Raw genomic sequence first — 26,896 nt, 5'->3', positions numbered from 1 at the left:
CGACCTCGGTGTAGTCGGGGTCGGCGACAACAGATTTGCTCCGGAAACGACGGACTTGCTCCGGAGAATTCCCCGTGGACGGGAACCGTCGGAACCGTCATCACTGTCGGGGCGTAACGTCGCATCGAGAAATGAGAGGTTCTCCACAGCCGTCGTCGGGGGCGGGTCCGACTCGCCGCGCGTTTCTCGGAACGCTCGCGGCGGGAGGACTTGTCGGCACCGCCGGGTGCCTCCAGACGCTCGGATTCGAGCGGCAGTCCGCGTGGCGTGACCCGCCCTTGGCCTCGGACCGGCCGGACGCCGTCTACGTGCCCGCCGTCACGGAGGGAATGGGGATGTACGGGCGAACGACGGCCGGTCGCTACGGCGTCGCGCTTATGTATTCCTATCCGCATCGCTTCTGGACGCTCACCGGCAGCGAGACGTCGAAGACGGTCGTCGAGGCCGACGACGACGTCCACCTGATGGCGTCGCTGTGGGACACCGAGACGGGGATGGCGCTGCCGATCGATTCGGGGCTGACGATCGAGATCCGGAACGAGAGCGGGGAGACTGTCACCCAAGAGATCGCGTATCCGATGCTCTCCCAGCAGATGGGGATGCACTACGGCGACAACTACGCGCTCGACGGTGCGGGCGAGTACGAAGCGCACGTGCAAATCGGCGGCGTCTCGCTGCGATGCACGGGCGGCTTCGCGGGGGCGTTCGAGTCTGCAGAGACGGCCGTGATCCCCTTCGAGTTCGATCCCGCCCAGCTGTCCGACATCTCTATCTCCGAACCGGAGAACGCCGGCGAGCGGGGAGCCATCCCGCCGATGGAGATGGGGGACGTTCCGGTCGGACGCGCCGTCGAGATGGCGTCGCTCCCGGGTCGACACCTCCGACGCGTCCGCGTCGGCGACGTCGTTTTCGACGGAGTCATCGCCTCGGGGGGCGAGACCGAGTCTCGCTTCGGATCGGATCCCTATTTCTACGCCGTCGCGCGGACGCCCCACAACGGGATCGTCCTCCCGATGATGGGCGTACAGGCGACGGTGGCGCGCGGCGGCGACACTGTTTTCGAGGAGGCGCTCGCATCGACGCTGGATCCGGAGGTCGGCTATCACTACGGCGCACCCCATTTCGGCGTCGACCTCCGCGACGGCGACGAGGTGACGCTCTCGATCACGACCGTTCCCCAAATCGCTCGCCACGACGGCTACGAGACCGCGTTCTTCGAGTCCGAAAGCGCGTCGCTGACGGTTTCGTGACGTCGCAGTAGATCTTCGGTTTCGCGGTGCTTCTGCGTCTGAGAGTGCAGAGAGAAAAGAACAGAAGCAGCGAAAGGACGGCCGTTCTGCGAGAGATCCCGTCGCTAGAGGAAGTCTTCGATGTAGTCGGCGACCTCGTTCGGCGTGTCGCCGACGGGGACGCCCGCGTCGTTGAGCGCGTCGATCTTCGACGCTGCAGTCCCAGTGCCCGATCCGGAGACGATCGCGCCCGCGTGCCCCATCCGCTTGCCCGGCGGCGCGGTGCGGCCGGCAATGAAGCCCGCGACGGGCGTGTCCATATTCTCGGCGATGAACTTCGCGGCCTGCTCTTCGTCCTCGCCGCCGATCTCGCCGCACATCACGACCGCCTTTGTCTCACTATCGGCCTCGAAGGCCTCCAGCGCGTCGACGAACGACGTCCCGATGATCGGGTCGCCGCCGATGCCGATGGCGGTGGTCTGGCCGATGCCTCTTTCAGTTAAATTCGAGACGACCTGATAGGTCAGCGTCCCCGAGCGGGAGACGAGCCCCACGTCGCCGGACTCGAAGATGTTGCCGGGGAGGATGCCCAACTTCGCCTCGCCGGGCGTGATGATCCCGGGACAGTTCGGACCGATGAGACGGGTATCGACCTCCGAAAGACGCTTGTTGACCTTCGCCATATCCTGCGTCGGAATGCCTTCGGTGATGGCGACGGCGAGATCCAGATCGGTGTCCAAGGCCTCGAAGACCGCGTCGCCGGCGAAGGCCGGCGGGACGAACACAACCGAGGCGTCGGCGTCCTCGGCTTCGACGGCCTGATCGACCGTGTCGTAGACGGGGACGCCCGCGACCTCTTGGCCGCCTTTGCCGGGGACCGCGCCCGCGACGACGTTCGTGCCGTACTCGATCATCTGCTCGGTGTGGAACTTGCCCTCCCCACCGGTGATTCCCTGTACCACAACGCGCGTGTCGTCGTCGACGAAGATGCTCATTGTCCTGCCTCCTGTGCGTTCTCGACCGCTCGCTGTACCGCGTCTTCGAGCGTCGATTCGACCTCGACGAGATCGGTGTTGAGGATCTCCATCCCCTCCTCGGCGTTGGTGCCGGCGAGGCGGACGACGACCTTCTTCGGGATCTCATCGAAGGATTCGAGCGCCTCGTTGATCCCCTTCGCCACCTCGTCGCCGCGGGTGATACCACCGAAGATGTTGAAGACGACCGCGTCGACGTTCTCGTCGGCGAACACCATATCGAGGGCGTTCGCGACGCGCTCGGCCTTCGCACCGCCACCGATGTCGAGGAAGTTCGCGGGCTTCCCGCCGAAGTGATCGACGAGGTCGAGCGTCGTCATCACGAGGCCCGCGCCGTTGCCGATGATGCCGACGTTCCCCGAGAGTCGAACGTAGTCGAAGCCGTACTCGTTGGCCTTCGCCTCGAGCTCGTCGGCGGCGGCCTCGTCTTCCATCTCCGCGAGGTCCGGTTGCCGAAAGAGCGCGTCCTCGTCGATGTTCATCACGGCGTCGGCGGCGACCACTTCCCGATCCGCGGTGATCATCACGGGGTTGATCTCGATCTCCGAAGCATCCCTCGACTCGTAGAGATCATAGAGCGTCGAGAGGATCGAGGCGACGTCGCCGGCGACGCCCCGGGGGATCCCGGCGTCGTAGACGACCTTCCGCGCCTGATAGGGATGGAGACCGAACGCGGGGTCGATGTGCTCGCGGGCGATCGCTTCGGGCGTCTCCTCGGCGACGGACTCGATGTCGACCCCACCTTCAGTAGAGACCATCGCGACGGGCTCGCCCTCGCCGCGGTCCATCGTGATTCCGACGTAGAGTTCGTTCTCGAAGTCGACTCCCTCCTCGACGAGGACCTTCTCGACGGTGTACCCCTTGAGGTCCATCCCGAGAATCTCGTCGGCGTACTGCCGGGCCTCCTCCTCGCTGGTCGCGATCTTGATCCCGCCGGCCTTGCCCCGTCCGCCGACGTGCACCTGTGCTTTGATCGCCGCCGGGAATCCGATCTCCGAGACCGCCTCGACGACCTCCTCGACAGTGGTCGCGAGGTGCGATTCGGGTACCGGAATACCGGCGTCGGCGAAGACCTGCTTCGCCTGGTATTCGTGTAAGCGCATCGTCCGAGAATGCGGCGTGCGCGCGCATAAAGCCCGTCGATTTCGCTCTCTGTGCGACGGCGATTTCAATCGAATCACCGGCCGAGGCGCGTTGAATATATCCGCGCATCTGAATGAAAAATAGGAGAGTAAATATGGGAAAAGCGTCGTCCAGTACAAATCCCGAGAAGCAACTCAGACTCAAAGTGGATGACAAAGGACGGATTACGCTCCCGAAGGGGATCCAAGAGCAGTTAGGAATCGAACCAGATGACGAGATCCCCGCGACGCTCGTCGGGTCGATACTAACAATCAATCCAAAGCCGAGCGCGAAACTGGAAACCGCAACATCGGGACGTCGCGAGTGGAAGGACACGACGCCAACAGACGCGGGCGACGCCCTTTTTCGACAGACCGACGGAACGACCGAGCGCGATGACTGAGGGAGGATGACCGCGACGTCCGTCCGGTTCCGGCCCATTTAATCGCCGGCCGCCCGAACGCCGCACCATATGCGCGCAGTCAGATTCCACGAGCACGGCGGACCCGAGGTACTGACGGTTGACGAGGTAGACGAGCCCGAACCAGCGTATGGCGAGGTCGTCGTCGACGTCGAGGCCGCCGCGGTCAACCCCGTCGACACGTACTTCCGCGAGGGCGAATATCCCGTGCCCCACCTCCCGTTCATCGGCGGTTCGGACGTCGCGGGCGTCGTCAACGCCGTCGGCGACGGCGTCGATGCGTTCGCGGTCGGCGACCGCGTGTTCGGGACGGGACTCGGGAACGGCCGTCCCGGCTCGTACGCGGAGGCCGTTGCGGCCCCCGTAGGCAACCTCGCACATCTTCCTGACGAGGTCGATTTCGAGACCGCCGCGGCACTCGCACTCGTCGGGACGACCGCGTGGCAGGCGCTCGTCCACCACGCCGCGGCCGAGCCCGCCGAAACGGTGCTCGTCCACGGCGGCAGCGGGGGCGTCGGCCACGTCGCCATCCAACTCGCGGAGACGATGGGCGCGCGCGTCCACGCGACGGCCTCGCCCGAAGACGCCGCGGACCTCGAATCCCTCGGCGCGGACGAGGTGTTCGACTACTCGCGCGACGATCTCGAAGAGGCCGTCGTCGACGCCGGCGGCGCGGACGTCGTCATCGACCTGCATATGGATCAGTACCTCCAATTCAACGCGAACGTCGCGAACCCCGCCGCGCGCGTGGTCGGCATCGGCAACGACACTTCCAACGGCTCGTTCGACGACATCGGGATCACGAAGGGCAAGGAGATCCGCTATCAGTTCATGTCGATGTACAACGCCGACGACATCGGCGCGGTGTTAGCACGGCTCGGCGATCTCTGCGCACGCGGCGAAGTTGCACCCGTGATCTACGAGACGTACGACCTCGACGAGACCGCCGAAGCGCAGCGTGCCGTCTTGGAAGACAGCTTCCTCGGGAAATTGGTCGTCACGCCGTAGACGGTTCGCTTTGGGGAAGACCGATACGCTTCGATTTCTACGATTGCGGAGGCGACGGGTGTCTAGTCGCTCTGAGCAACACAATTATACTAATTCCCACCGTAAGTGGGAATATGGCAAAAGTGGATTCAAAAGGGCGAATCGTCCTCCCACAGAGCGTGCGGGAGCGGCTCGGTATCGATCCCGGGACCGAGGTGACGGTTCACGAGGAGGACGGGAAAGCGATCGTCGAACCGGAAGACGACCCCCAAGAGATCATCGAGCGAATGGAAGAGCTCGTTGCGGATACCTCGCCTGCGAGTGAGGAGACCAGACCACTCGATGCAGATCTCGATCCGATCGCCCAGAGACACAGAGACGCTGTTCGAAGCGGTGCGGAGCGAGACGGCGATGAGTGAGTTGGATGGCCCGTATCTCTTCGACGTTGGAGTAATCGCGCTCGCTCACACGGACGCCCCAGTTCGCGATGCTGCACTCGAATACGTCCAAGCGGGAATCCTCGGTGAGATTGATGTTGTCGTTCCAAATCCCGCAGTAATCGGGGCCCATAACGTCTTGACGACGTACTACGGACGCTCGAATGCGGAGGCGTCTCGACTTTTGCAGAATTTCTTGGATGCGAAACGGATCCATTGGCACGACGAAATCACCCACACTGTCGTCCGAAACGCGTTCTCCCAAGCCAGCGATGCGAATGTCGGCGGGTGGGACGGCTACTACGCGGGAGTAGCGATTGAGGAGGGTGTAAATACTGTCTTGACGATTGATGACGACTTCGAGAGATTTGATGCATTCGAGACTGAGGTGATTCTCTCGTCCGATCAATTCCGTGAGCTGAACCAGTATCTCAGCCGTTGATCTCGCTTCCCTCGAAACGCGGCGGTGATAGGGAAACCTATTGAACCACTCTCGACGAACGTACAGAACTGTTCGTTCTGAGACGTGTGTGTACACTTTTCACGCCGGTCGCGGCCGATAATCGCGTGTCTTATCACTTCCCCACTGATTAGTCGGAGCCGATATGAGTCAACGAGAGACGTGGGCGACGCGCGCGGGCTTCATCCTCGCGGCCGTCGGCTCGGCAGTGGGACTGGGAAACATCTGGCAGTTTCCCTTCAAAACCTCCGAGTACGGCGGGGCGACGTTCCTCGTCGTCTATCTGGTCGCCGCGCTGGGAATCGGGCTCCCGGCGATGCTCGCGGAGTTCGTCATCGGGAGAAAGAGCAACCTGAACGCCATCAGTGCGTTCGAGAAACTGGGACACCGCAGCTGGAAGTGGGTCGGGGTGTTGGGCGTCGCGACCGGCTTCTGGATCCTGTCGTATTACAGCGTCGTCGGCGGGTGGGTGCTCCGCTACATCGGCGGCAGTCTCACCGGCGCGTACTTCGCCGCTCCGGGGGAGTACTTCGGACAGGTCTCGGCCGGTCCCGAAGCGCTCGCGCTACACGCGGTGTTTATGGCCTTCGTCATCGCCATCGTCGCGGGCGGCGTCAAGGACGGAATCGAGAAGGCGACGAAGCTGATGGTCCCGAGCATCGTCGTCATTCTCGGCGTGCTCGCCGTCTGGGTGTTCACCCTTCCGGGGGCCGGACCGGGCTACAGCTACTTCCTCTCGCCCGACCTCTCCCAGCTCAGCTTGAGCGTCTCCTTCGACCCGCTCCCGTCCTTTAGCGGCCCGCTCACGGAGATCATCCCCTTCGCGGTGAGTCAGGCGTTCTTCTCGCTGTCGCTCGGGATGGGCGCGATGATCACTTACGCCTCCTACGTCGGCGAGGATCAGAGCCTCTTCGGCGACAGCATCACCGTCGTCGTGTTCAACAGCGCCGTCGGCGTCCTCGCCGGCCTCGTCGTCATCCCCCTGCTGTTCGTGCAGGACATCGAGCCCGGAAGCGGCGGCGCGGGCGCGCTGTTCGTCAGCCTCGCGACCGCGTTCGCGGAGCTTCCGGCCGGCCGACTCGTCGGCGCGGTCTTCTTCGCGGTGGTCCTGATCGCGGCGCTGTCGTCGGCGATCAGCCTGCTGGAAGTGGTCACCTCCTACGTCGTCGACAACTACCGTGCGAACCGCCCGCAGGTCGCCGCCGCGCTCGGCGGCCTCATCTTCCTGCTCGGCATCCCCTCGGCGTGGGACACCGCGTGGCTCACGTGGTTCGACAACCTCGCGTACCAACTGCTGCTCCCGCTGTCGGTGCTCGGAATTCTCCTCTTCATCGGCTGGGTGTACGGTCGCCCTGCCGTCGAGGAACTCCTCTCGGGCTCCTCCGTCGGGAGCGGCGTCGGCCTCACGTGGCTGTGGCTCGTTCGGACCGTCGTCGTCCTCGGCGTGGTTCTCACGCTGGCGCTCGGCGTCCAGACGCTGTTCTTCGCGGAGAGTCCGGCGATCGTCCCGCCGCTGTAAGCGGGCCGCAACCGACTGTTTCCTCCGGAGAATCGCAGTCGTGCTACGAACGCTCGCCACGACACTGCTCGATGACCTCGCCGACGACGTCGCGGTCCGCAGCGATGAGATAGCGACGTCCGTTCACCAGTGTCGTCGAGTGTTGGACGGCGACGTGCCCGCCGGATTCGGCGATGACGACCGAGCCCTCCGGGAGCGCGTCCGAGACGACTTCCCCCGCGGCGGGCGCGTCGTAATCGATTCGAATATCGAGGACTTCGAGCTCGCCAGTCACCTCCTCGAACGTACGAACGTCGCTGCCGGTGAGTGCGTTGACCGCCGCGCGGACGCTGGCGCGCTCGGGGAAGTACACTTCGTCGACGAACTCCTCGTACTCGTCGCCGGCGCGCTCTTCGATACGGGCGACGGTCCGGAGCCCCGTCGCGTACCGCTTGGCGGCCATACAGACCACGAGGTTCGTGTCTTCACTGTCTGTGAGCGCGCCGACGACGCCCGTCCGATCAGTGATGGCCGCTTCGAGCGCCGACGGCTTCGTCGCGTCGCCCTCGATGAGTTCGACTTCTTCGCCCTCGATCGCCCCGTTCGGGTCGGGATCGATGACGGTCACCGCACGCCCGCGGTCGGCGAAGTGCTGTGCGACCCGATGTCCGACTCGTCCGCTCCCGGCGATCACGACGTGCTCCGCATCAGTCATAGTTGTTCATTATAGTGGGAGAGAATAAGCGTCCACCCGAGTAACTGATGGTCTTCAAGTGGCGACGCACAGCGGGTCGTCTCGACGCCCTCGTGACGTCGATATTCGGGATGAATCGACTCGCCGAATTTGCGAGACAGCTATCGATTTTTCGAGACGATCCGTCGAATTCGTCACGAACGTCCGTCCTATCGGCCATTTGAGAGAGATGCGGTCCGAAAGTCACTTACTCGCGAGCGGTGGACTGAGAGGAAATGACACGTGAGACGTGGGCGACGCGCGCGGGCTTCATCCTCGCCGCGGCGGGATCGGCGGTCGGCCTCGGGAACATCTGGCGATTCCCGTGGGTGACCGCCGACAACGGTGGCAGCGCCTTTTTATTAGTCTATCTCGGCATCGTACTGCTCGTCGGCGTCCCCGGCTTACTCGGGGAGTTCGTCGTCGGTCGACGCGGCAAGAAGAGCCCCGTCGGCGCGTTACGGGATCTCTCTGGCTCCAAAACGTGGGGGCTCTGGGGCGTCTTTTACGTCGTCACCGCCATCGCGCTGATCTCGTTTTACAGCGTCGTCGGCGGGTGGATCCTCCGGTACTTCGGCGAGAGCGCGCTCGGACTCGCGGGCGCACAGCCCGCGTACTTCTCCGAACCCGGAGCCTACTTCGGCGCTGCTTCTGCCGGACTCGACGCGCTCGGCTTTCATCTGCTCTTTCTCGGACTGACCGCGCTCGTCGTCTACGCGGGCGTCCGCCGCGGGATCGAATTCGGGACGAAAGTGATGATGCCCGCGGTACTCGCGCTCCTGATCGGCCTCGCGGTCTGGGCCGGAACGCGTCCCGGCGCGGCCGAGGCCTACGCGTTCTACCTCAGCTTCGACGTCGCGACGGTCCGCGCGAACTTCTTCGACGTGCTCGCGCCCGCGGCCGGACAGGCGCTCTTCACGCTCTCGCTCGGGGCGGGGACGATGATCACCTACGCCTCGTACATCGACGAGGACCGCTCGCTGCCGTTCGACGGGACCGTCATCGCCGTCCTCAACACGCTCGTCGGCGTGCTCGCGGGACTCGTCGTCTTCCCGCTGTTGTTCTCGCTCGGCGTCGACCCCACGCAGACCGCACCCGGCCCCGGCGCGCTGTTCGTCGGTCTCGCGGGCGCGTTCTCCCAACTCCCGGCCGGCGCGCTCGTCGCGACGGCGTTCTTCGGCGTGGTCGTGCTCGCGGCGCTCTCCTCGTCGATCAGTATGCTCGAAATTCCCGTCTCGTTCCTCGTCGACGAGTACGGTCTCTCGCGGCCGCAGGCGGTCACGCTCGTTACCGTCGCGGTGGTCGTGACCGGCGGAATCTGCGCGATCAACCCCACCGTCGCGGGCGTCGGCGTCTTCGGCTTCGTCGCGGGGCCGCTCGTCGACACCCTGCTGACGGCCGGGCTGGCCGCGGTGCTCGTCTTCGTCGGCTGGGTGATGGGTCGCGACGCCGTCGCGGAGCTCCGTTCCGGTGCGGGCGGACTGACGGACGCGCTCGCGACGCCGTGGCTCTTGGCCGCCGGCGTCGTGCTCCCGATTTTCCTCCTCTTCACGCTCTTGACGACGTTCGGCGTCGACGCGAGCATCGGCTTCTGGCCCACGGTCGGCGTCGCGGTCCTCGTCGGTGCCGCGGCGTTCCTCGGCGTCCGGACCGATCGGTCGCTGGTGTGAACCGCCTCGGGGTCAAGTGGTTCGAGAGACCTACAGTCTCTCGTCATCACGAAACGGCTACGCCGTTTCGGACGACCCCGAGGCACTCGCCTTGTTTATCTGTAGATCGTAGATCGAAGAACCGACGCGGATTTTAGTAGCGATCAGAGCCGACGGTAGTTCTCGACGTCGAGCCCGTCGATGTGTTCGAACCCACCGTCGGCAGTAACGACAGGAACGTCCAGCGATCGGGCGACACCGGCGATCATCATATCGGGATGCTGGATCCGCTGCCCGCTCGATTCCAGTTCTTGACGGATCCGCGCGGCTTCGAGCGCGTGTGACCGTTCGTATTCGAGGTAGTCGACCCACGGGAGATCGTCCTCGACGAGCGCCGGGTTGCGGCCTTCTTTCACCGCACCGTGATACAGTTCGTAGTAGCCGATGGACGTGAGAATCATACTCTCGTCGCGGTGGTCGAGACGGTACGCTTTCGCTGACTCTCGGCCGCGAAGGAAATCGGCACAGAAGCTGCTGTCGAGAACCTTCACGGCCCTGCTTCGAAATCTTCGTCCATCTCTCGCTTGACCGCTCGGACCGACTCGTCGATGGTGGTGTCACTCCACGCGCCGAAACCAGCGAGTGGATCGTCGTCTTCTAACTCTCGCTCGATCACCGCCTCGAAGCTCTCATCTCCCCGCTTTCGTGCCCGGAGTTTTCGCCACGTCTTCTCGGACACTCGAATAGTTTTATCAGCCATTTATACATCGGTGTATACATCCGATCGACTTCGGTGTTTCGGCGGGGTACCGCGGCGCGGTGAACTGTCAGTGCCCGAGTGAGATGGTCCGCCGACGGATCGCGCCGCAACTCGGGCAGATGTGACGATACTGGACGACGTGACCCGTCGTCACGGCCTGCCACTCGCCGTCGTCGTCGTCGTAGCCGCACTTCGGACAGACGAGGTCGACATCGCTGTACCGCGTCTTCAGCCGCTCGAACGGAGATCTGTACGCGCTCGCCATTGTGCTACTGTCTACCACGATCCCCATCCCGATAAATATAATCATTTTTTAATTGTAATTGCCGCTCTCGCGAGAATTATCGACGTTCGACGAACCTTCCCTTATCGGATTGCGGAAACCCTTTTGCCTCCCGTCGGTACGTACGGGACGATGATCGGAGGTGGTCCGACGTGACGATGGAGGACCGTATCGAGGAGCTACGCGAGAAGCGCGAGCGCGCGCTGAAAGGCGGCGGCGAGGCGCGCATCGAGGCCCAACACGACAAGGGCAAGATGACCGCCCGCGAGCGGATCGACTACTTCCTCGACGACGGGACGTTCAGCGAGATCGACCAGCTCCGGACCCACCGAAACCACAACTTCGGGATGGAGGAAAAACAGCTTCCGGGCGACGGCGTCGTGACCGGCTACGGCGAGGTCGACGGGAGAAAGACGTTCGTCTTCGCGCACGACTTCACCGTCTTCGGGGGCTCACTCGGTGAGGTCTTAGCCGAGAAGATCACGAAGGTAATGGACAAGGCCGTCGAGGTCGGCGCGCCGGTCGTGGGGCTCAACGACTCCGCGGGCGCGCGCATTCAGGAGGGCGTCCAGTCGCTCGCGGGATTCGGCGAGATCTTCCGCCGGAACACGGAGGCGTCGGGTGTGGTGCCCCAGATCTCGGCGATTATGGGTCCCTGCGCCGGCGGCGCGGTCTACTCGCCCGCCCTCACCGACTTCACCTTTATGGTGAAAGATACGAGCCACATGTTCATCACGGGACCCGACGTGATCAAGACCGTAACTGGAGAAGAGGTCAGCTTCGAGGACCTCGGCGGCGCGGTCACGCACGCCTCGACTTCGGGCGTCGCGCAGTTCGCCTGCGAGAGCGAGGAGGAGGCCCTCGACGACATCCGGCGGCTCCTCTCGTATCTCCCGCCGAACAACGTCGAGGACCCCCCGCGCGTCGAGCCGTGGGACGACCCCGAGCGCGCCGACGAGTCGCTGAATTCTGTCGTCCCCGACGAACCCAGAAAGCCCTACGACATGCGCGACGTCGTCGACGGCGTCCTCGACGAGGGCTCCCTCTTCGAGGTCCACGAGAACTTCGCGAAGAACGTCCTCGTCGGCTTCGCCCGCCTCGACGGTCACTCCGTCGGCGTCGTCGCCAACCAGCCGCGCGTCAACGCCGGGACGCTCGACATCGAAGCCTCCGAGAAGGCCGCCCGGTTCGTCCGGATCTGCGACTCGTTCAACGTCCCGATCGTCTCCTTCGTCGACGTGCCCGGATTCCTCCCCGGAACCGACCAAGAGCACGAGGGGATCATCCGCCACGGCGCGAAGCTCCTGTACGCCTACTCGGAGGCGACGGTTCCGCTTCTGACGGTCATCACGCGGAAGGCCTACGGAGGGGCCTACGACGTGATGGCCTCGAAGCATCTCGGAGCCGACGTCAACTACGCGTGGCCGACCGCCGAAATCGCCGTGATGGGCCCGCAGGGCGCGGTCAACATCCTCTACAGCGACGAACTCGCGATGGCCGACGATCCCGAACAGCGCCGCGAGGAGCTGATCGAGGAGTACCGAGAGGAGTTCGCGAACCCCTACACCGCCGCCGATCGCGGCTTTATCGACGCCGTGATCGAACCGCCGGAGACGCGCGCGCGGCTCGTCTCCGATCTGGAACTGCTCCGCTCGAAGCGCGAGTCGCTCCCGGACAAAAAGCACGGGAACCTCCCGATCTGATCGCCGATGGTCGAAGAGAAAGTCGCCGCCGAGGAAATCGACGTCGTCGACGAGAATGTCGACAAGTCCGGCGAGGGAGCCGACCTCGCCGACTGCCTGTCGATCCCTGACGACGCTGACGAGGAGGAGGCCGCCGCCATCGCCGTCGCCGTGGCTGCGCACATTGCCGACGGCGAACGGGCGGCCGCCGCAGTCGCCGCGGCCGCCAGATCCGGAGATTCGTGGAACGGCGAGAAATGGACCTTCGCGGGGCGCGTCGAGGTGACAAGTGGGCGTCGCCTCCGACGCGTGCCCGACGGCGCGCCGCGAGAGAAGTGGACGGCCGCGGCGCGAGCGGAGCGCTTCTGAGAAGTCGGCATCGAAAGCACACCGCCGCACAAAGACATAAGACACGACATGTGAAGCACTGGGTATGGTCGACGACAGCGGGTCCCAATCGCCGTCGACGAGCGACGCCAATGCCAACATCGACTCCAACACCGACGCCGCCGTCCCGCTCGAAGAGATACCGCTTCACTCGACGAACCTGCTCACGGTACTGGACGCGGACGGGGCAATCGCCTACGAAAGCCCGTCGATCGAACGAATTTACGGATACGATCAGGACGCGTTAGTCGGTGACGCGGTCCGAGACTACTTCCATCCGGACGACCGCGAGCGAGTCGTCGACGCGTTTCGGCGCGTCGTCGAAAGCGATATCCACACCGTCGAACCGGTCGAGTACCGCCACCTGCGGGCGGACGGGTCGTACACGTGGGTCGAATCGGTCGCCTCGGCTGATCCGACGCCGGAGGGGTACTACGTCGTCAACACTCGCGACGTCTCCGAGCGCCGGCAGCGAGAACAGAACCGAAAGCGGACGAACGAACGCTTGGCCGAGTTCGCAAGCGTCGTCGCCCACGACCTCCGCAACCCGCTCAGCGTCGCACAGGGCTATCTCGAACTGGCCGAGGCGGAAGCCCCGAGCGATCACCACGAGTCCATCGAAGACGCCTTAGCGCGGATGGAGAAACTGGTCTCAGGGCTGTTAACCGATACACGGGACGGCGACCGGACGACGGAGGTCGAGACGATCGATCTCGCCGACCTCGGTGAAACCTGCTGGAATAACGTCGCGACCGCCGACGCGACGCTCACGATCGAGACGAATCGATCGATCCGCGCCGATCGGCTCCGGTTCCAGCAGCTCTTGGAGAATCTCTATCGGAACGCGGTGGAACACGGCGACCACGACGTGTCCGTGACGCTGGGATCGCTCCAGTCGGGCTTCTACATCGAAGACGAAGGCGAAGGGATTCCGCCGGAGGAGCGCAATCGCGTGTTCGACCCCGGGTACTCGACCGCGTCGGAGGGAACCGGGTTCGGCCTGCACATCGTCCAGCGGGTGGCCGACGCCCACAGGTGGAGCCTTCGAGTGGTCGACGGGACCACCGGTGGCGCGCGATTCGAGATCACCGACGTCGAGTTCGTTTCGGAATGAATCGTTGCGAGGGGATTGACATCCAGCGAACCAGCACTGTCGCTCGCAACGTCGACAACTACCAAGAATCGGATATCCAATTACGCCGAGGCAGCGGCAGCCGAGCCGGCCTTCTTTCGCGTGATGTAGCCCGCGATGCGGTTGCGGACGCCCTTCGATTCGACGTTCGTCAGCGACGCGACGCTCTCTTTGTTCGTCTCGAAGTCCGTGTTGAACGCTTCGGGGTACTTCTCTAAGAGCAGCTTTCCGAGCTGTTTGACGTATTTGGGTTTGATCGCCATATCCCCTCTTTCCCCCAGCGAGCACTAAAACGATTCGTTCCGGGCCCGCGAGACTGCACAATCGATGCCTACGGCGACCGCCCCAGTTGTTCGTCGAGGATGAGTCGCGTCTTCGTGTTCTTCACCTCGTCGAGCTCGCGCGCGCGGGTGATGAGTTGGTTCACCGCGCGCGTGTCGGCGGCGTCGACCACGAGGACGACGTCCTCTTCTCCCGAAACTTGCCAGACGAAGTCGACCTGCTCCCACTCAGTCATTTGGTCTGTTATCTCGGTGGTGTCGACGTCGACTTTCACCGAGACCTCGATCATCGCTTTGATATTTCCTGTCCGTGTCGAGACGGTGAACCGCTCGATGACGCCGTCCTCGGTCAGCCGCTCGACGCGATTCCTGACCGTCCCCTCGGAGGTCCCGATCTGGGAGGCGATCTCGGTGTAGGGCGTCCGCGCGTCCCGTCGCAGGATGTCGAGGATCTGCCGGTCGAGGTCGTCCATACGGACCCAACGAGCGCTGGGGGCTTACCGGTTACGAAAATCGTAACTGAACTACGAAAGTAACACTTATACCCCCAGATACCGTGCGTTTCTCGTAATGTCGGACGCCTATCTGGCCCTGGAGGACGGCCGCGTAATCGAGGCCCGCGGACGCGCTCCGGGACGGACCCGCGGCGAGTTAGTGTTCACGACTGCGTACACCGGCTACGAAGAGAGCCTGACGGACCCCTCCTACGAGGAACAGGTCCTCACCTTCTCGTACCCGCTCATCGGAAACTACGGCGTTCGAGAAGAGCGATTCGAGTCCGACCGCGTCCACCCGCGCGCGGCGGTCGCCCACGAGTTCACCGAGGACGTCGCCGAGTGGCTGAGCGAGGAGAACGTGCCCGCGATCGATCACATCGACACGCGGGATCTCGTCACCTCCATCCGCGAGGAGGGCGCGATGAAGTGCGGTATCGCGGTCGGCGAGGACGTGACCCCCGAGGATGCGAAAGCCGAACTGAAGCAGTGCAAGGGGATGAGCGAACACGTCGACATCGGCAAGCAAGTCACCACCGTCGAGCACACGACCTACGGCGACGGCGACATCGACGTCGCGCTCATCGACTGCGGCGCGAAGCTGTCGATCGTCGAGTCGCTCGTCGAGCGGAACGCGACCGTCGACGTGCTCTCCTATGACACCACGCCCGAGGAACTCGCCGAGATCGACCCCGACCTGCTGTTCATCTCGAACGGCCCGGGCGACCCGGCGAACTTCGAGGCCGCCCAGACGCTCGTCGAAGAGTACGTCGGCGAGGTCCCCATCGCGGGCATCTGCCTCGGCCAGCAGGTCGTCGCGCGCGCGCTCGGCGGCACCACCGAAAAGATGGACTTCGGCCACCGCGGCGTCAACCAGCCCGTCCGCGACCTCGACTCCGGACAGGTCGTGATGACGACGCAGAACCACGGCTACACCGTCGGCGACCCCGGCGACGAGCTCGACGTCAAGCAGGTCAACGTCAACGACGGCACCGCCGAGGGCCTCGCGAACGACGACCTCGACGTCATCACCCGGCAGTACCACCCCGAGGCCCACCCCGGCCCGCACGACTCGCTGGGCTTCTTCGACGACGTCCTCGCGATGACGGGGGCCGGCGTCGAGAGCAGTCACCCGGTCGCAGACGACTGAGCGTCTGCGGACAGTCGCCTTAGCCGGGTCGGAACGTCTGATCGAACGCCTGAATTCCGTCGTCGCTCCCCGCGACGAACACTTCGTCGTCACGCTCGATAGCGGTCCGCTCGTCGGTGAGGACGGCACCGTCGCGTGAGACGGCGACGACGGTCCAGCCGCGTTCGCCGTTCTGTCGGACATCCCCGAGCGTCTCGCCGGCGAACGGGGCGGCCTCCGCGCGAACGATGCGGATCTGGCTCGTCGGATCCATCACCCGCTCCCCGTGGACCTCCGAAGCGACGAGTCGGGCGGACACTCGCTGCGTGGAGAGGACGTAGTCCGCGCCGGCTCTGAACGCCGCTCTCGTCTTCGCCGCTTCGGTGACGCGCGCGAGGATCTCGACATCGTCGGAGAGCGACCGGGCGATAGCGATCGTCAACAGCGCGATCGAATCGTCGCTGACGGTGACGATCAGCGCCGAGGCCTCCTCGATACCGGCCGCTCGAAGGGTCTCGGGTTCGCTCACGTCGCCGACGTAGTCCGGATCCCGTTCGGCGGACTCGTCGACGGTCGTCACTGCCACGTCGTCGGGGAGCGTCGAGACGGCCGCGATGCCCCCCTCGCCGAGGCCGGCGACGATCACCCGGGAGGGTGCCACGAGGCGTCGCGCGCGGATCCCCGAGATCTCGGTGGCCATCTCGTCGATCTCCCCGCCGGGACCGGCGACGACCAAGACGGTGTTCGGCGTCAGGGGCTCATCGGGCGACGGCGGCAGCCGCAGCTCGCCGTCGAACCACCCCGCGACGAGCGTGAGGTTCGGATGCGTGGCGATCGGCGAATCGCGAACGCGGACGCCGTGGAGCGGGCTGTCCCGACGGACGAGTATCTCTCGGATGTCGACGTCGCCGGGTTCCGGCGACGCACCGACGGCGACCGGCGTCGTCGCCTTTTCGGCCAGCCGCTCGCCGATCAGCGCGTGGGGGGCGACGCTCCGGTCGACGCCGACTTCCGCGAGCGCCGCCTTTCGTCGCGTTGATTCGGTGAAGCTGATCACCCGGAGGTCCTCGTTCGCCTCCAGTGCGGTCAGGACGATGCTCGCCGTCCGATCGCCGGCGTCGGTGATGAGAAGCGACGCCCGTTCGATCGACGCACGGTCGAGGTCGGCCCGCTCCTCGGGATCGCCGTTGATCGCCTGGTATCCGTCGTCGGAGAGGCGTTTCGCCTCCTCCTCGTCGGATTCGATGAGGACGTACTCGACGTCTAACTCTTCGAGTTCGTCGAGGAGAACGTACGTGTCACGGCGGTACTCCGCGATGACCACGTGGTCGTTCTTGGACGTGAGGCGGTCGTCGAGGTTCAACGGCGTCCGCTCGAACAGCGGGATCACGAGCACGCGGAGCGTGACGAATCCGATGACGACGCCGGTCAGTTGGATCGTCACCATCAACACATTCATCACCGGGGTCGTCCACGGCGAGTCCGCGCCGTATCCCGTCGTCGTCATCGTCTCGACGACCGTCTGAAACGACCGGAAGATCGACTGCGGCCGGTTTTCGAGCGTCTCCATCCCCCAGTTGTAGATGACCGTGTAAAAGAGGACGACGGCAGCGAGTCCGGTGACGAAGATCACTAGCAACCGCTGTCGCTGCGTCAGGTTCCGTGGATGCAACCCTCTGATGTCTCGAAGTTCCCGCATTCGAAGATCTCGACCGCTCATTGCGCCCCCGTTCGAATAAATACCGGGTACCGAACGGGGCGTGAGAGACCTTCGTCGCACGCGACTATCGTAGCATTTGTAACTGATTGTTCATCCGATCGCACGACAGCGTGCGATCGTGTGAGTGAAGATTTGCAAATGCTACGATAGTATCGGCCGTGCAAATCCGTTGCACCCACGGCGACAAGATAGACCACCGATCGCGTGGGTACGATCGGCGATGACCGCCGGAAAGACCCACGGATTTATGACGAAACGGGCGGTGGACGGATCTATGAGCCAACCGGAGATCGTCCAGACCGACCTCGCCGACGAGGACGTGGTCGCACGAGTCGACCTCGGCGGCGAGGACGAACTGTACGTGACGCCGACGCGGACGCTGCTTTATCGCGCGGAAGGCTTGCTCTCCGATGAGTCCGTCGAGGAGTACTCCCACGAGGCAGAACGAATCACGGTCTCGGAGGGCCGCCGCAAGGCGAAGGTGACGCTCGATTACGGTCTCGACGGCGAACAGACCATCTCGCTTCCCGCGAAGCGATTCGAACGCGCCCTCCACCCGATCGTCGAGGGCGTGCTCAAGGCCAACGCGGTTCTCGAACCCGACGAACCGATGGAGCGGCTCTTCCGCTTCAGCGATCTCACGGTCGCCATCGCGGGCGAGCGCGTCGTGCGCCACATCGGGTCGAACCTGTGGGACGAGGACTTCGAGTCGTATCACTTCGGGGACGTCACCGACCTCACGTTCGAGGACGGCAGCGTCGCCACGTCGGTCGTCCTGACGGTCAACGGCCGGCAGGAGCGGTTCAAAGCGCCCAACGACGACGCGCGCGCGGTTCGCGCCGCCCTGGAGACGACGCTTCTCGCCTACTGGGACGTCGACTCGATCGAGGAGCTTCGGGCCGCCGCAGAGCCCGACGATGACGAGGCCGACGCAGAGACCGCAGACGACACAGAGAGCAAGGAAGTCACTTTCGGCGACGGCCCCGATCCGTTGATCGCCGATCCCGACGAGCCCGAGCAGTTGCCGTCGAACGCGACGCGTGAGGCCGAAGCGTCGCCGTCGGAGGAACCGACGAGACAGGACGTCGACGCGCTCGCCCAACAGGTCGAGCGGCCCCCCGAAGACGGACCGGCGGACGCGGGCGCGGATCCCGAACCGGTACAGACTCGCGGCGGAAGCCCCCAGCGCGACTCCGGCGTCGACGCCGATGCCACTGACGCAAGTGTCGACCCGTCCGCTTCGGGCGCTGAACCGCCGGAATCGGAGTTGACTGAACCGATCGACGACGGGTCCGAGACGGCAGACGCGCTCGAACGGACGCAGGCGACCGGCGAAGGCGAGTCGAAATCCCCCGATCCCGGATTCGCGGGTTCGGGCTTCGAGGCGGCCGCTCCGACGGCCGACGAGCAGATGCTCGAAGCGCTCTCCGAGCTCCGAGAGACGGTCGAGCGGCAGAACGCCGAACTGCGGGCCCAGCGCGAGTTGGTCGAACAGCTCATCGAAGAACTCCGTCGCGGGCGGTAGCTATAGTAGCGTTTGCGAGTCTGCACCCACTCGATCGCACGCTGTCGTGCGATCAGATGGATAATCAGTTGCAAACGCTACTATCCCTCACTCCCGTCCGAGAATCTTCCGCACGCACGAGGGGCCGAACGGGCCGAGTTCACCCGCCTCGAACCGGACGAAGTGCCCCGTCGAGAGGCTCGCTCCGCAGCGCCGACACTCGAAGTCGCCGTCGCGCTCGACGACCTGTTGCTCGAATCTGACGTAGGTCCCGCCGCGTCGCGTCCGAAGGCGTCCCTCTTCGCGTTCGATGATTCCCCGCATTTCCGCGGTATCGAGAATTTCTCTCGTGAGCGAGGGGTTCGTCGTCACCGACTCGATTCTGTCGACGGCGTCCGAAAGCGAGAGCGACTCGGTTTCGATATGCGCGAGGAGGTCGACGCCGAGTTCGACGCGTTCGCGCTGATCGAGTTCAGCGACGGGTGTGCCCTCGCTCGGGATGGCCGGGTCGCTGTCGGCTCCAGGGACAGTGCAGTCGCTCTCAGAGTCTCGTTCGCCGTCGATCTCGGCGTCGCGTTCGCTACCGTCCTCGTCGAACGCCGCGAGATCTCGCTGTTCGTCGTCGGCCACGGTCTGACCCTCTCTCGGAGCCACAGCGACAAAATAACTGTTATGCCCGCGGGGCGGCGACGGGGAGACGATGGACCGCTCCCGCCTGCGCGTGCGCGTCGCGCTCGGGGGGACGATCGCCGCCGTCGTCGCGGTCGCGGTCGTCGCCTCGCCGGACGTAGTGCTCGCGCGCGCCGCGTGGCTGGTCGCCGATCCAGTGCGCCTCATCTTCGCCTCCATCGCGCTCGCAGCCGTGCGGCCGCTCCTCGCGTGGCCGACGACGCTTTTGGCCGTCCTGCTCGGCTACGGCCTCGGCCTCGCGGGGTTCCCCCTCGCGCTCGCGCTCGTCACGCTGACCAGCGTCCCGCCGTTTCTGCTCGCGCGGCGCTACGGGCGGGTAGGAGAGCTCGCCGACGCGGGCGAGGCGTTCGTCGATCACACGGGCGGCGTCCGGAGCGTCGTCGCCAGCCGCCTCGTACCCGCGCCCTCGGACGTCGTGAGCGTCGCCGCCGGCATCGCGGGCGTTCGGCTCTCGACGTTCCTCCTCGGAACGGCGATCGGCGAGATCCCGTGGGTCGTCGCGGGCGTGCTCGCGGGCGCGTCCGCGGAGTCGCTCGTCGCGAGCGACGTACTGGACGTGTTCGACCTCCGCGTGGTCGTCGCCGCCGGCGCGACCGCCGCGCTCTTGGTCGGACCGACCGCCTACGAGTGGTACTGTGATCGCTACGGCGACGAGGCGGGTGAGCGTACGGACGGTGCGAACGACAGCGGCGTCGATCGGTAGTGAGGCGACCGTCGAGGCGGAGGCGGAAGCAGAGGCGGAAGCGGACGCCGAAGGCGCGTGAGTTCGTCGTCGTGTGCGGTACCGCGTGGATCCGTCGACGGCCGCGCCGTCGTCTGACTTGCGAAGGTTTAAGAACGTCATCGGCCAACGAGGAGATGAGCCCGGGTGGCTTAGCTGGACATAGCGCCGCACTCATAGGGTTTCCTGAGATTCGGTGCGGTACGCCTTGGAAGCCTCCGCCCGCTCCCCACGGGGCCCGCCGAGCCTCGGACCTGGGACATGCGGAGATCGTGGGTTCGGAGCCCACCCCGGGCACTTCTAACAGTGGTTTCCATTTTGCACATATTCTTATGACCATCCACTCGACTCGTTGGTAACGCGACTCGACGTCGAGGCGGAATATGAGCAACTCAAACGCGCGTGAGCGCTTGGCTGCGAAGCACGAACGAAACCGCGAGCAGTGCATCGAGGCGATCAAGCGCTGGGTCGAATATAGTAGCATTTGCAAGTCTCCACTCACTCGATCGCACGACTGCGTGCGATCAGATGAGAGATCAGTTGCAAATGCTACTATACATCGAGTCGGAACCGCCGGAGACGTGGGGCCCACAGCAGAACGCCATCGTCAACGACCAGCTCGACGCGGCTCAGAGCGTCGGGACGTCGGCCGCGCACCGACGGCACGTCGCGGACGTCGCGAGAGAGATCATCGAAGGGCGCGAGGAGTCCGACGACGATTCGGAATAGGGAGTCCGCGGGCCACGACTCTATCAATTCTCGAAATCCAGCGTAGCGGGTGCTTCATCGACGGGTTTGCGGCATCAGCGCTGCCGCTCTTTGTTGTAGCGTGTCGAAAGAAATGAAGTCGAAAGGACCGGACTAGGTCCGGTGATTCAGTCGCTTAGTTTAGTTGCGACGGGTTGCCAAGAGCGCAGCGGCGAGGAGTGCCGTCAGCGCAACGACGACACCGAAGCCGGGCGTGGACGTGTCGGAGTCGCCATCGGAGTCGCCCTCAGTAGGCTCGTCCGTCGGTTCGTCGGTTGGCTCATCCGTCGGCTCATCTGTCGGCTCGTCGGTTGGCTCGTCCGTCGGTTCGTCCGTTGCCGTCGGCGTCTCGACGGCTTCGACGACTTCGCCGTCTTCGGTCACTTCCTCAGCGCCACCGGAACCGTCGTTGATGACGATCTCGTAGGTGTCGCCGACGCTCTGCTCACTGAAGTCGAGCGACGCGCTCCACGTGCCGTCAGGCTGCACGACAGGCGCTGCCGTCTTCAAGAAGCTCGGGCTCGTGCCGTCCGTGCTGCTCACTCGAAGAGTTAGTTCTGTGCCGGGTGCAAGGGAGCTCGCACCGCCCACATCCTGTTCGGCCGCGTTCGTGACATTGTACGGTTCGGTGACTGAGAGCGTGGGTTCGACGATCTCGTAGTCGACGAGTGTCTCTTCGTTTTCGTCGCTGTCGAGATCCTCAGCGGTGTAGTCTTTGTCGTTGTTGAAGACTGTGAAGTTCGCGGTCAGGCCCTCGTCGTCCGGGATCGATTCCCCGTCGTACGTCAGTTCCTCGCCGGTGTCGACGATCACGTAGTACGTGTCGTTGTCACCGTCGGCGACGACGGTCGTGTTCTGCTCCGTGAGGTTGAGTGCCCACGCCTCTTGGTTCGCACCGGGACTCGTCTGTTCGATCGAGAAATTGTAGACGGTACCCGCTGCGCTCTTATCGAGGAAGGTCTCGGTGATTCCTTCGTTGTTCTGTGCGTCGAGCAGACCTTCGAGGCCGGTGCTCTCGACCGCGTGGACGACCTTGTCGCCGTTAGCAATCTCGGACGTCTGTGTCAGCTCTCCGTCCTCGATGGCCTCGTTGATGTCTTCGAGATCCGAGGGAGTAGCGTCAGCTGGGAGCGTCCACGTGCTGATTCCGGTCGTTCCGCGTGCTTCGAGAGCGAGCGTCGCGACGTCAGTCGACGACGCGGTCTCGTCCTCACCGGGTCTAACTTCGAGATCATACTCGCCCGCGTCAATCAGATTCGAGACGTTGGTGCCGACATCGGCAGTGACGATCTCGTCGTCGCTGTCGGCGTCAAGCGAGTAGACGTTCCCGCCGTCGGCGTAGGTCGCTTCGGCGTCTGAGAGCGCAGTCGTATTGAGGTACAGCGTCACCTCGTCGTCGCCGTCACCGTCTTCGACGGTCACATTGGAGACGATACCTTGAGATTCGCTGCCGAGTGTGACCGTCGCCGTGCTCGTCTGCTGCATCTCGACGGTGTATTCGACGACGTCACCGCGCTGATCGGAGATGACGTTCTCTGCGAACGCGGCGTCCTCGTCGTCAGCTTCGGTGACGACGATTTCGTCGGATTCGGCCTCGACGCCGGAGAAGTCGTCAATCACGCGGACGGTGTAGTTGTCTGCGTCGAGACCGAGTCCCGAACTGGACGTATCGAAGCTGAAGTCGTACTCGCCCTGTCCGCTGAGGGTCGCGCTGGTGGTCGATCCCTCGACGGTGTCGCCGCTACTGTCGAGCAGTTCGAGCGTCACGTCGCGGTTGGAATCGCGGGCCGTGACAGTTCCCTCGATCGTGTCGGCTGTCGTGACTTCGGTGTCGTCGACGGTCAGTTCGAGTCCGAGTTCATACAGCGTGAACTGCGTGTCTCCGATGGTACTGCCGTCGATACTGACTTCGTAGTCACCGAGCGCTTGGCCGCTCGTGTTGAACACGAACACCTCGCTGTTCGCGCCGGTCGATCCGTCGAAGTAGAACCCGTCAGGGCCTTCGATTTCGACCGAGTCGTCGGTTCCGTCGCTGACGATCGCTGTGTTGCCGCCCCTGTAGGTGCTCTTGTCGTCGTTCTCCTGCACTGTGACCGGCGCGACAGTGACCGAGTTGTTGCCGGAGTTCGTGAGCGCGTTGTTATCGGCGTCCTCGATGTCACCGGAGAGACTAACCTCAACGTTGCCGGTCACGACCGCTCCGCTCGTGTTGAGGAAGTAGCGGCTGGCCGTGCTGCCCGGTGCAGGCGAGAGCGACGTGCCCGTGACCTCACTCCCGTCGTCGTAGAGCGTGACGTCGTCGCTGTTGGGAATGTTGACAGGCTCGCTGAACACGAGTTCGACACCCGCACCTTCGTCACCGGTGTCGACGTAATGGACTGCACTACTCAGTTCCGGTTCACCAGCGGCCGTGTCTTCGACCGTCAGCGTCCCGATGGTTGTGGAACTTTCGACTGTTCCGTCCGTTCCGTTGTCGAGCGCGAACGCGACGGGGTAGTTCTGATCGCTCGAAACGGAGGGAGCGGTCACCCCTGTCAGATCGAACGTGAGGTTGATCTGCTCATCGTCGAGCCCACCGCCACTCGTCGATACGTTAACGGTGAAATTGTTGTTCCCGTCGTCGATCGCCGTATTTTCGATGGCGACGTTGGTCCCGTCGTTGACCTGAACCGTGCTGTTGTCAGCACCCGAAAGATCGAAATCCGCCGAATTGGGGAACGAGAGGTTGTAATTCACGTAAGAGCTGTTCGACGTATTGAGCGTCGCATTGAGCTGGACCGAATGCGTGTTGGTGCTCGATTCAGTGACGGTCGTATTCGTGATACTGCCGCCGTCCGTCCGCGGATCGTTGACCGCCGCGACGCTCCCCGAGAATGCTACAGTTCCGGCGACAACGCTCAGAACCATTAGCACCGCGAGGAACACCGCACGGTGCTTCGTCGTATTATCTGTCATAGTAGTATTTCCCCACCCAGCACTATGGACGGTCCCCATTTTGCGCTAGGTTAGGCCCCCCTTGTAGGGATACTACAACCAGCTAACCGGAGGAGTAAATATTTTTCTTCGTGGAATTTCGCAGTGAATCGATTTCTGCTGAATCTACACTGATCAAATCTGCGTTTGAGGACGCATTCCGCGCTAACACCGTCGCTCAGAGCGTAGCGCGTCGAAAGAAATGGGAAGTCGAAAGCCGGACTAGGTCCGGTGATTCAGTCGCTTAGTTGCGACGCGTAGCGAGAAGTGCCGCGGCGAGGAGTGCCGTCAGCGCAACGACGACACCGAAGCCGGGCGTGGACGTGTCGGAGTCTCCGTCGGAGTCGCCCTCAGTAGGCTCTTCCGTCGTCGGCTCTTCCGTCGTCGGCTCTTCCGTCGTCGGCTCTTCCGTCGTCGGCTCTTCCGTCGTCGGCTCTTCCGTCGTCGGCTCGTCCGTTACCGTGCCGACAGATTCGACGACTTCGCCGTCTTCGGTCACTTCCTCAGCGCCACCGGAACCGTCGTTGATGACGATCTCGTAGGTGTCGCCGACGCTCTGCTCACTGAAGTCGAGCGACGCGCTCCACGTGCCGTCAGGCTGCACGACGGGGGAGGCCGTCTTCAGGAAGCTCGGGCTCGTGCCGTCCGTGCTGCGCACGCGGAGGCTGAGTTCCGTGCCGGGTGCGAGCGAGGTCGTACCGCCCACATCCTGTTCGGCCGCGTTCGTGACGTTGTACGGTGCGCTCACCGAGAGCGTGGGTTCGACAACATCGTAATCAACGGTCGTCGACTGATCCTCGTCGGCATCGTCCGCGAGGAAGTCAGTCGACGAGTTGTCGTAGACCGTGAAGTTGGCCGTTAGGCTCTCGTCGTCCGGGATACCGCTACTCGGAGCGTCTTCGCCAGTCAGGTTGACGTTGTCGGTGTCGAACAACACGTAGTACGTGTCGTTGTCCCCGTCAGCGACGACAGTCGTGTTATCAGAGCCAACATTGACCGACCACGGCTCTTGGTTTGCACCAGCATCGGTCTGCTCAACTTGGAGATTGTAGATGCCGTTGCTCGGTCCAACGTTGTTGAAGAACGTATCAGTAACGTCCTCGTTAGACTGCGCACCGAGGGCACCCTCGAATCCGGAGGCCTGCAGCTCGTGAACAACGACATCGCCGTTGGCGATCTCAGAGGACTGCGTCAGCTCACCGTCTTCGACTGCTTCACTAACGTCTTCGAGGTCCGAGATGGAAGCACCGTCAGGTGCGGTCCACGTACGGAACTCGGTTGTGTCGCGTTCTTCGAGGATAAGCGTTCCGACGCCCGTCGAATCGGCCGTGGCGCTATCGCCCGCGGTGATTTCGAGGTCGTACTCACCAGCGTCGATCAGATTCGAGACGTTGGTGGTGAGATCAGATGCGACGATCTCATCATCGCTGTCAGAGTCGACACTGTAGATGTTATAACCGTCACTCTCGCCCAGCGTGCCGCTAGTCGTTTCCGTCTGCTGGAGCTGGTACGTGTTCACGAAGAAAGTGACCTCTCCATCGTTGTCACCGTCTTCGACGGTCACGTTGGAGACGACACCTTGACTAGACGTACCGAGTGTGACAGTTGCCGTGTCAGTACTGTCCATTTCGACAGAGACCTCGGCGACGTCACCGCGCTGATCGGTGATCGTGTTCTCGACGAAGTCGGCATCATCATCAGCAGCCTCGCTGACGGTGATCGTTGACGACTCGGTAGTGACACCGGAGTTGTCGTCAGTCACTTCGACGGTGTAATCGCCAGTTTCGCTAACCGCGGAGAAGCTGAAGTCGTAGTTACCTTGACCGCTGAGGGTGGTTGTCTGGTTTGCGACTTCTTCATCGTTGCTATCGAGCAACTCGATGGTAACCGGTCTGTTGGAAGCACTGGCCTCAACAGTCCCATCGATGGTTTCTTCGGTTGTGACGTTCACGTCGTCGACCTCAACACTAAGTCCGAGGTCGCGAACGGTGAGGTTCGCTTCACCGTTCAGATCGTAGGTGTCCAGTTCGAGGTCACCGGTGTCAACGTAGAAGACGCTGCTGTTCGTACCGGTACCATAGCTCTGGAAGTAGTTGGTGTCGTCACCTTCGATTTCGAAGTCTTCCTCGTTGGAGTCATTGTAGAAGGCGACGGTGGTTCCCTGATACGTGTTATTGTCGCCACCGAGCGACGTGAGATCGTACGACTCAGCCGCGAAGGCGACCGAGTAGGTTCCCTCAAGGCTCGAACTGAAAGTATCGTCGAATTCAACCTCCAGATCATTAGACGAAACCCTCTCACTCAGGGTGAGGACGACGGTTCCGTTGTTGTTGGTGGTGTAAATATTGTCGACAGATTCGTCGTTAATATCTTCACCACCGTCAAGGAGAGTGATATTGTCTTGGTCGACATCAGCAGGGTCGACTGCGCCATCTTCAATCGGTACCTCAATGATCCAGTCAGTACTGTTGTTATATTCAACAGCACCACCGGCGTATTCCGCATCCGCAGCCGCGCTCCCCGTGAATGCCACGGTTCCAGCGAAGACGCTGAGAACCATCAGCACCGCGAGGAACACCGCGCGGGACTTGTTTGTATTTCCTGTCATAGTTTGTTGTGTTACCACGTTCGGCGACAGCAGTTTTACGCGCACCGGAACTCGGCCCAAAGGCCGATCGGGTGGTCCGCAGTACTCGCTGATGCCACCATGGGTAGGGGTACGGGACAACCAAGTACCACGTCCGGTAAATACTTTGTGTAGTCGTCAGACGCTAATCGGCCGCGAGAGTGCGCTAAAAGCCCGAATTCTGTGAGAATTGTTCA

Annotated in this window: 26 protein-coding genes, 1 tRNA gene and 1 pseudogene; 16 read left to right on the top strand and 12 right to left on the bottom strand. The window is 63.4% G+C overall.

Features of this window, described 5'->3' with window-relative positions; genetic code table 11:
- Positions 1-131 precede the first annotated feature (131 nt).
- Entirely contained in the window at positions 132-1,250 is a 1,119-nt protein-coding gene (locus U5919_RS13125) for a DUF7350 domain-containing protein (protein WP_336024864.1), read from the top strand.
- Positions 1,251-1,354: 104 nt separating this feature from the next.
- On the opposite strand, the gene sucD is transcribed toward U5919_RS13125, so the two are convergent.
- Together sucD and sucC are read right to left on the bottom strand one after the other, a co-directional pair.
- Positions 1,355-2,224 carry a succinate--CoA ligase subunit alpha gene (sucD, locus tag U5919_RS13120; protein WP_336024862.1) on the bottom strand — a complete coding sequence of 290 codons (870 nt, stop codon included), beginning with the start codon at positions 2,222-2,224 and terminating at the stop codon, positions 1,355-1,357.
- Positions 2,221-3,366, bottom strand: a complete 1,146-nt coding sequence (sucC, locus tag U5919_RS13115; RefSeq protein ID WP_336024860.1) for an ADP-forming succinate--CoA ligase subunit beta — start codon at positions 3,364-3,366, stop codon at positions 2,221-2,223. Before sucC ends, sucD begins: the two co-directional genes overlap by 4 nt.
- A 134-nt stretch (positions 3,367-3,500) precedes the next feature.
- Between sucC and U5919_RS13110 the strand changes: the two genes are divergently transcribed.
- From U5919_RS13110 to U5919_RS13090, 5 genes are all read left to right on the top strand, one after another.
- Positions 3,501-3,788, top strand: a complete 288-nt coding sequence (locus U5919_RS13110) for an AbrB/MazE/SpoVT family DNA-binding domain-containing protein (RefSeq protein ID WP_336024858.1) — start codon at positions 3,501-3,503, stop codon at positions 3,786-3,788.
- 69 nt (positions 3,789-3,857) lie between these two features.
- Positions 3,858-4,814, top strand: a complete 957-nt coding sequence (locus U5919_RS13105; protein ID WP_336024857.1) for an NADPH:quinone reductase — start codon at positions 3,858-3,860, stop codon at positions 4,812-4,814.
- A 113-nt stretch (positions 4,815-4,927) separates the two neighbouring features.
- The gene (locus U5919_RS13100; RefSeq protein ID WP_336024856.1) at positions 4,928-5,212 is read left to right on the top strand and encodes an AbrB/MazE/SpoVT family DNA-binding domain-containing protein; all 285 of its coding nucleotides are present in this window, start codon (positions 4,928-4,930) and stop codon (positions 5,210-5,212) included.
- The gene (locus U5919_RS13095; protein ID WP_336024855.1) at positions 5,205-5,672 is read left to right on the top strand and encodes a type II toxin-antitoxin system VapC family toxin; all 468 of its coding nucleotides are present in this window, start codon (positions 5,205-5,207) and stop codon (positions 5,670-5,672) included. The genes U5919_RS13100 and U5919_RS13095 overlap by 8 nt, the downstream gene beginning before the upstream one ends.
- Positions 5,673-5,835: 163 nt before the next feature.
- Entirely contained in the window at positions 5,836-7,209 is a 1,374-nt protein-coding gene (locus U5919_RS13090) for a sodium-dependent transporter (protein ID WP_336024854.1), read from the top strand.
- Between the two features lie 43 nt (positions 7,210-7,252).
- Here the strand turns inward: U5919_RS13090 and U5919_RS13085 are convergent, their stop codons facing one another.
- On the bottom strand, positions 7,253-7,903 hold the full coding sequence (locus tag U5919_RS13085) for a potassium channel family protein (RefSeq protein ID WP_336024853.1): 651 nt from the start codon (positions 7,901-7,903) through the stop codon (positions 7,253-7,255).
- 254 nt (positions 7,904-8,157) lie between these two features.
- On the opposite strand from U5919_RS13085, the gene U5919_RS13080 reads away from it, so the two are divergent.
- Positions 8,158-9,591, top strand: a complete 1,434-nt coding sequence (locus tag U5919_RS13080) for a sodium-dependent transporter (protein WP_336024852.1) — start codon at positions 8,158-8,160, stop codon at positions 9,589-9,591.
- Between the two features lie 143 nt (positions 9,592-9,734).
- On the opposite strand, the gene U5919_RS13075 is transcribed toward U5919_RS13080, so the two are convergent.
- The 3 genes from U5919_RS13075 to U5919_RS13065 all read right to left on the bottom strand — a co-directional run bounded on the left by U5919_RS13075 (position 9,735) and on the right by U5919_RS13065 (position 10,595).
- Positions 9,735-10,121 (bottom strand): PIN domain-containing protein, encoded by a 387-nt coding sequence (locus U5919_RS13075; protein WP_336024851.1) that lies wholly within the window; start codon positions 10,119-10,121, stop codon positions 9,735-9,737.
- Positions 10,118-10,330 carry an antitoxin VapB family protein gene (locus U5919_RS13070; RefSeq protein WP_336024850.1) on the bottom strand — a complete coding sequence of 71 codons (213 nt, stop codon included), beginning with the start codon at positions 10,328-10,330 and terminating at the stop codon, positions 10,118-10,120. The genes U5919_RS13075 and U5919_RS13070 overlap by 4 nt, the downstream gene beginning before the upstream one ends.
- A gap of 67 nt (positions 10,331-10,397) precedes the next feature.
- Entirely contained in the window at positions 10,398-10,595 is a 198-nt protein-coding gene (locus U5919_RS13065) for an HVO_0649 family zinc finger protein (protein WP_336024849.1), read from the bottom strand.
- 176 nt (positions 10,596-10,771) lie between these two features.
- Between U5919_RS13065 and U5919_RS13060 the strand changes: the two genes are divergently transcribed.
- From U5919_RS13060 to U5919_RS13050, 3 genes are all read left to right on the top strand, one after another.
- Positions 10,772-12,316, top strand: a complete 1,545-nt coding sequence (locus U5919_RS13060; RefSeq protein WP_336024848.1) for an acyl-CoA carboxylase subunit beta — start codon at positions 10,772-10,774, stop codon at positions 12,314-12,316.
- Between the two features lie 6 nt (positions 12,317-12,322).
- Positions 12,323-12,664 (top strand): DUF8022 family protein, encoded by a 342-nt coding sequence (locus U5919_RS13055; protein ID WP_336024847.1) that lies wholly within the window; start codon positions 12,323-12,325, stop codon positions 12,662-12,664.
- A gap of 64 nt (positions 12,665-12,728) precedes the next feature.
- Positions 12,729-13,796, top strand: a complete 1,068-nt coding sequence (locus U5919_RS13050) for a sensor histidine kinase (RefSeq protein WP_336024846.1) — start codon at positions 12,729-12,731, stop codon at positions 13,794-13,796.
- Between the two features lie 80 nt (positions 13,797-13,876).
- Here U5919_RS13050 and U5919_RS13045 read toward each other — a convergent pair whose 3' ends face one another.
- Together U5919_RS13045 and U5919_RS13040 are read right to left on the bottom strand one after the other, a co-directional pair.
- Positions 13,877-14,077, bottom strand: a complete 201-nt coding sequence (locus U5919_RS13045; RefSeq protein WP_336024845.1) for a 30S ribosomal protein S17e — start codon at positions 14,075-14,077, stop codon at positions 13,877-13,879.
- Positions 14,078-14,145: 68 nt separating this feature from the next.
- Positions 14,146-14,568 (bottom strand): Lrp/AsnC family transcriptional regulator, encoded by a 423-nt coding sequence (locus U5919_RS13040; RefSeq protein WP_336024844.1) that lies wholly within the window; start codon positions 14,566-14,568, stop codon positions 14,146-14,148.
- A gap of 97 nt (positions 14,569-14,665) precedes the next feature.
- Between U5919_RS13040 and carA the strand changes: the two genes are divergently transcribed.
- Positions 14,666-15,739, top strand: a complete 1,074-nt coding sequence (carA, locus tag U5919_RS13035) for a glutamine-hydrolyzing carbamoyl-phosphate synthase small subunit (protein ID WP_336024843.1) — start codon at positions 14,666-14,668, stop codon at positions 15,737-15,739.
- A 19-nt stretch (positions 15,740-15,758) separates the two neighbouring features.
- Here the strand turns inward: carA and U5919_RS13030 are convergent, their stop codons facing one another.
- Complete coding sequence (locus U5919_RS13030; protein ID WP_345786358.1) at positions 15,759-17,417, bottom strand: potassium channel family protein; 1,659 nt, start codon at positions 17,415-17,417, stop codon at positions 15,759-15,761.
- 295 nt (positions 17,418-17,712) lie between these two features.
- Here U5919_RS13030 and U5919_RS13025 point away from each other — a divergent pair, with 295 nt between their 5' ends.
- Complete coding sequence (locus U5919_RS13025) at positions 17,713-18,963, top strand: DUF7115 domain-containing protein (protein ID WP_336024841.1); 1,251 nt, start codon at positions 17,713-17,715, stop codon at positions 18,961-18,963.
- Between the two features lie 87 nt (positions 18,964-19,050).
- Here the strand turns inward: U5919_RS13025 and U5919_RS13020 are convergent, their stop codons facing one another.
- On the bottom strand, positions 19,051-19,443 hold the full coding sequence (locus U5919_RS13020; RefSeq protein ID WP_336025590.1) for a DUF5830 family protein: 393 nt from the start codon (positions 19,441-19,443) through the stop codon (positions 19,051-19,053).
- Between the two features lie 199 nt (positions 19,444-19,642).
- Between U5919_RS13020 and U5919_RS13015 the strand changes: the two genes are divergently transcribed.
- The 4 genes and pseudogenes from U5919_RS13015 to U5919_RS15940 all read left to right on the top strand — a co-directional run bounded on the left by U5919_RS13015 (position 19,643) and on the right by U5919_RS15940 (position 21,082).
- A complete protein-coding gene (locus tag U5919_RS13015; protein ID WP_336024840.1) occupies positions 19,643-20,335 on the top strand; it encodes a TVP38/TMEM64 family protein in 693 nt (230 codons plus the stop codon).
- A 159-nt stretch (positions 20,336-20,494) separates the two neighbouring features.
- A tRNA-Met gene (locus tag U5919_RS13010) sits at positions 20,495-20,650 on the top strand.
- An 86-nt stretch (positions 20,651-20,736) separates the two neighbouring features.
- A pseudogene (locus U5919_RS16005) lies at positions 20,737-20,790 on the top strand (hypothetical protein); the annotation flags it as partial.
- Between the two features lie 109 nt (positions 20,791-20,899).
- A complete protein-coding gene (locus tag U5919_RS15940) occupies positions 20,900-21,082 on the top strand; it encodes a DUF8150 family protein (RefSeq protein ID WP_336024839.1) in 183 nt (60 codons plus the stop codon).
- 159 nt (positions 21,083-21,241) lie between these two features.
- Here U5919_RS15940 and U5919_RS13000 read toward each other — a convergent pair whose 3' ends face one another.
- Together U5919_RS13000 and U5919_RS12995 are read right to left on the bottom strand one after the other, a co-directional pair.
- Positions 21,242-24,055 (bottom strand): DUF7827 domain-containing protein, encoded by a 2,814-nt coding sequence (locus U5919_RS13000; protein WP_336024838.1) that lies wholly within the window; start codon positions 24,053-24,055, stop codon positions 21,242-21,244.
- 262 nt (positions 24,056-24,317) lie between these two features.
- Positions 24,318-26,681 carry a DUF7827 domain-containing protein gene (locus U5919_RS12995; protein ID WP_336024837.1) on the bottom strand — a complete coding sequence of 788 codons (2,364 nt, stop codon included), beginning with the start codon at positions 26,679-26,681 and terminating at the stop codon, positions 24,318-24,320.
- Positions 26,682-26,896: the final 215 nt, after the last annotated feature.

The organism is Halobellus sp. LT62 (genome assembly GCF_037031285.1).
Taxonomy (GTDB): Archaea; Halobacteriota; Halobacteria; order Halobacteriales; family Haloferacaceae; genus Haloquadratum; species Haloquadratum salinisoli.
The sequence above is the reverse complement of the archived record's forward strand: the minus strand, read 5'-3'. Positions and strand labels throughout refer to the sequence as shown.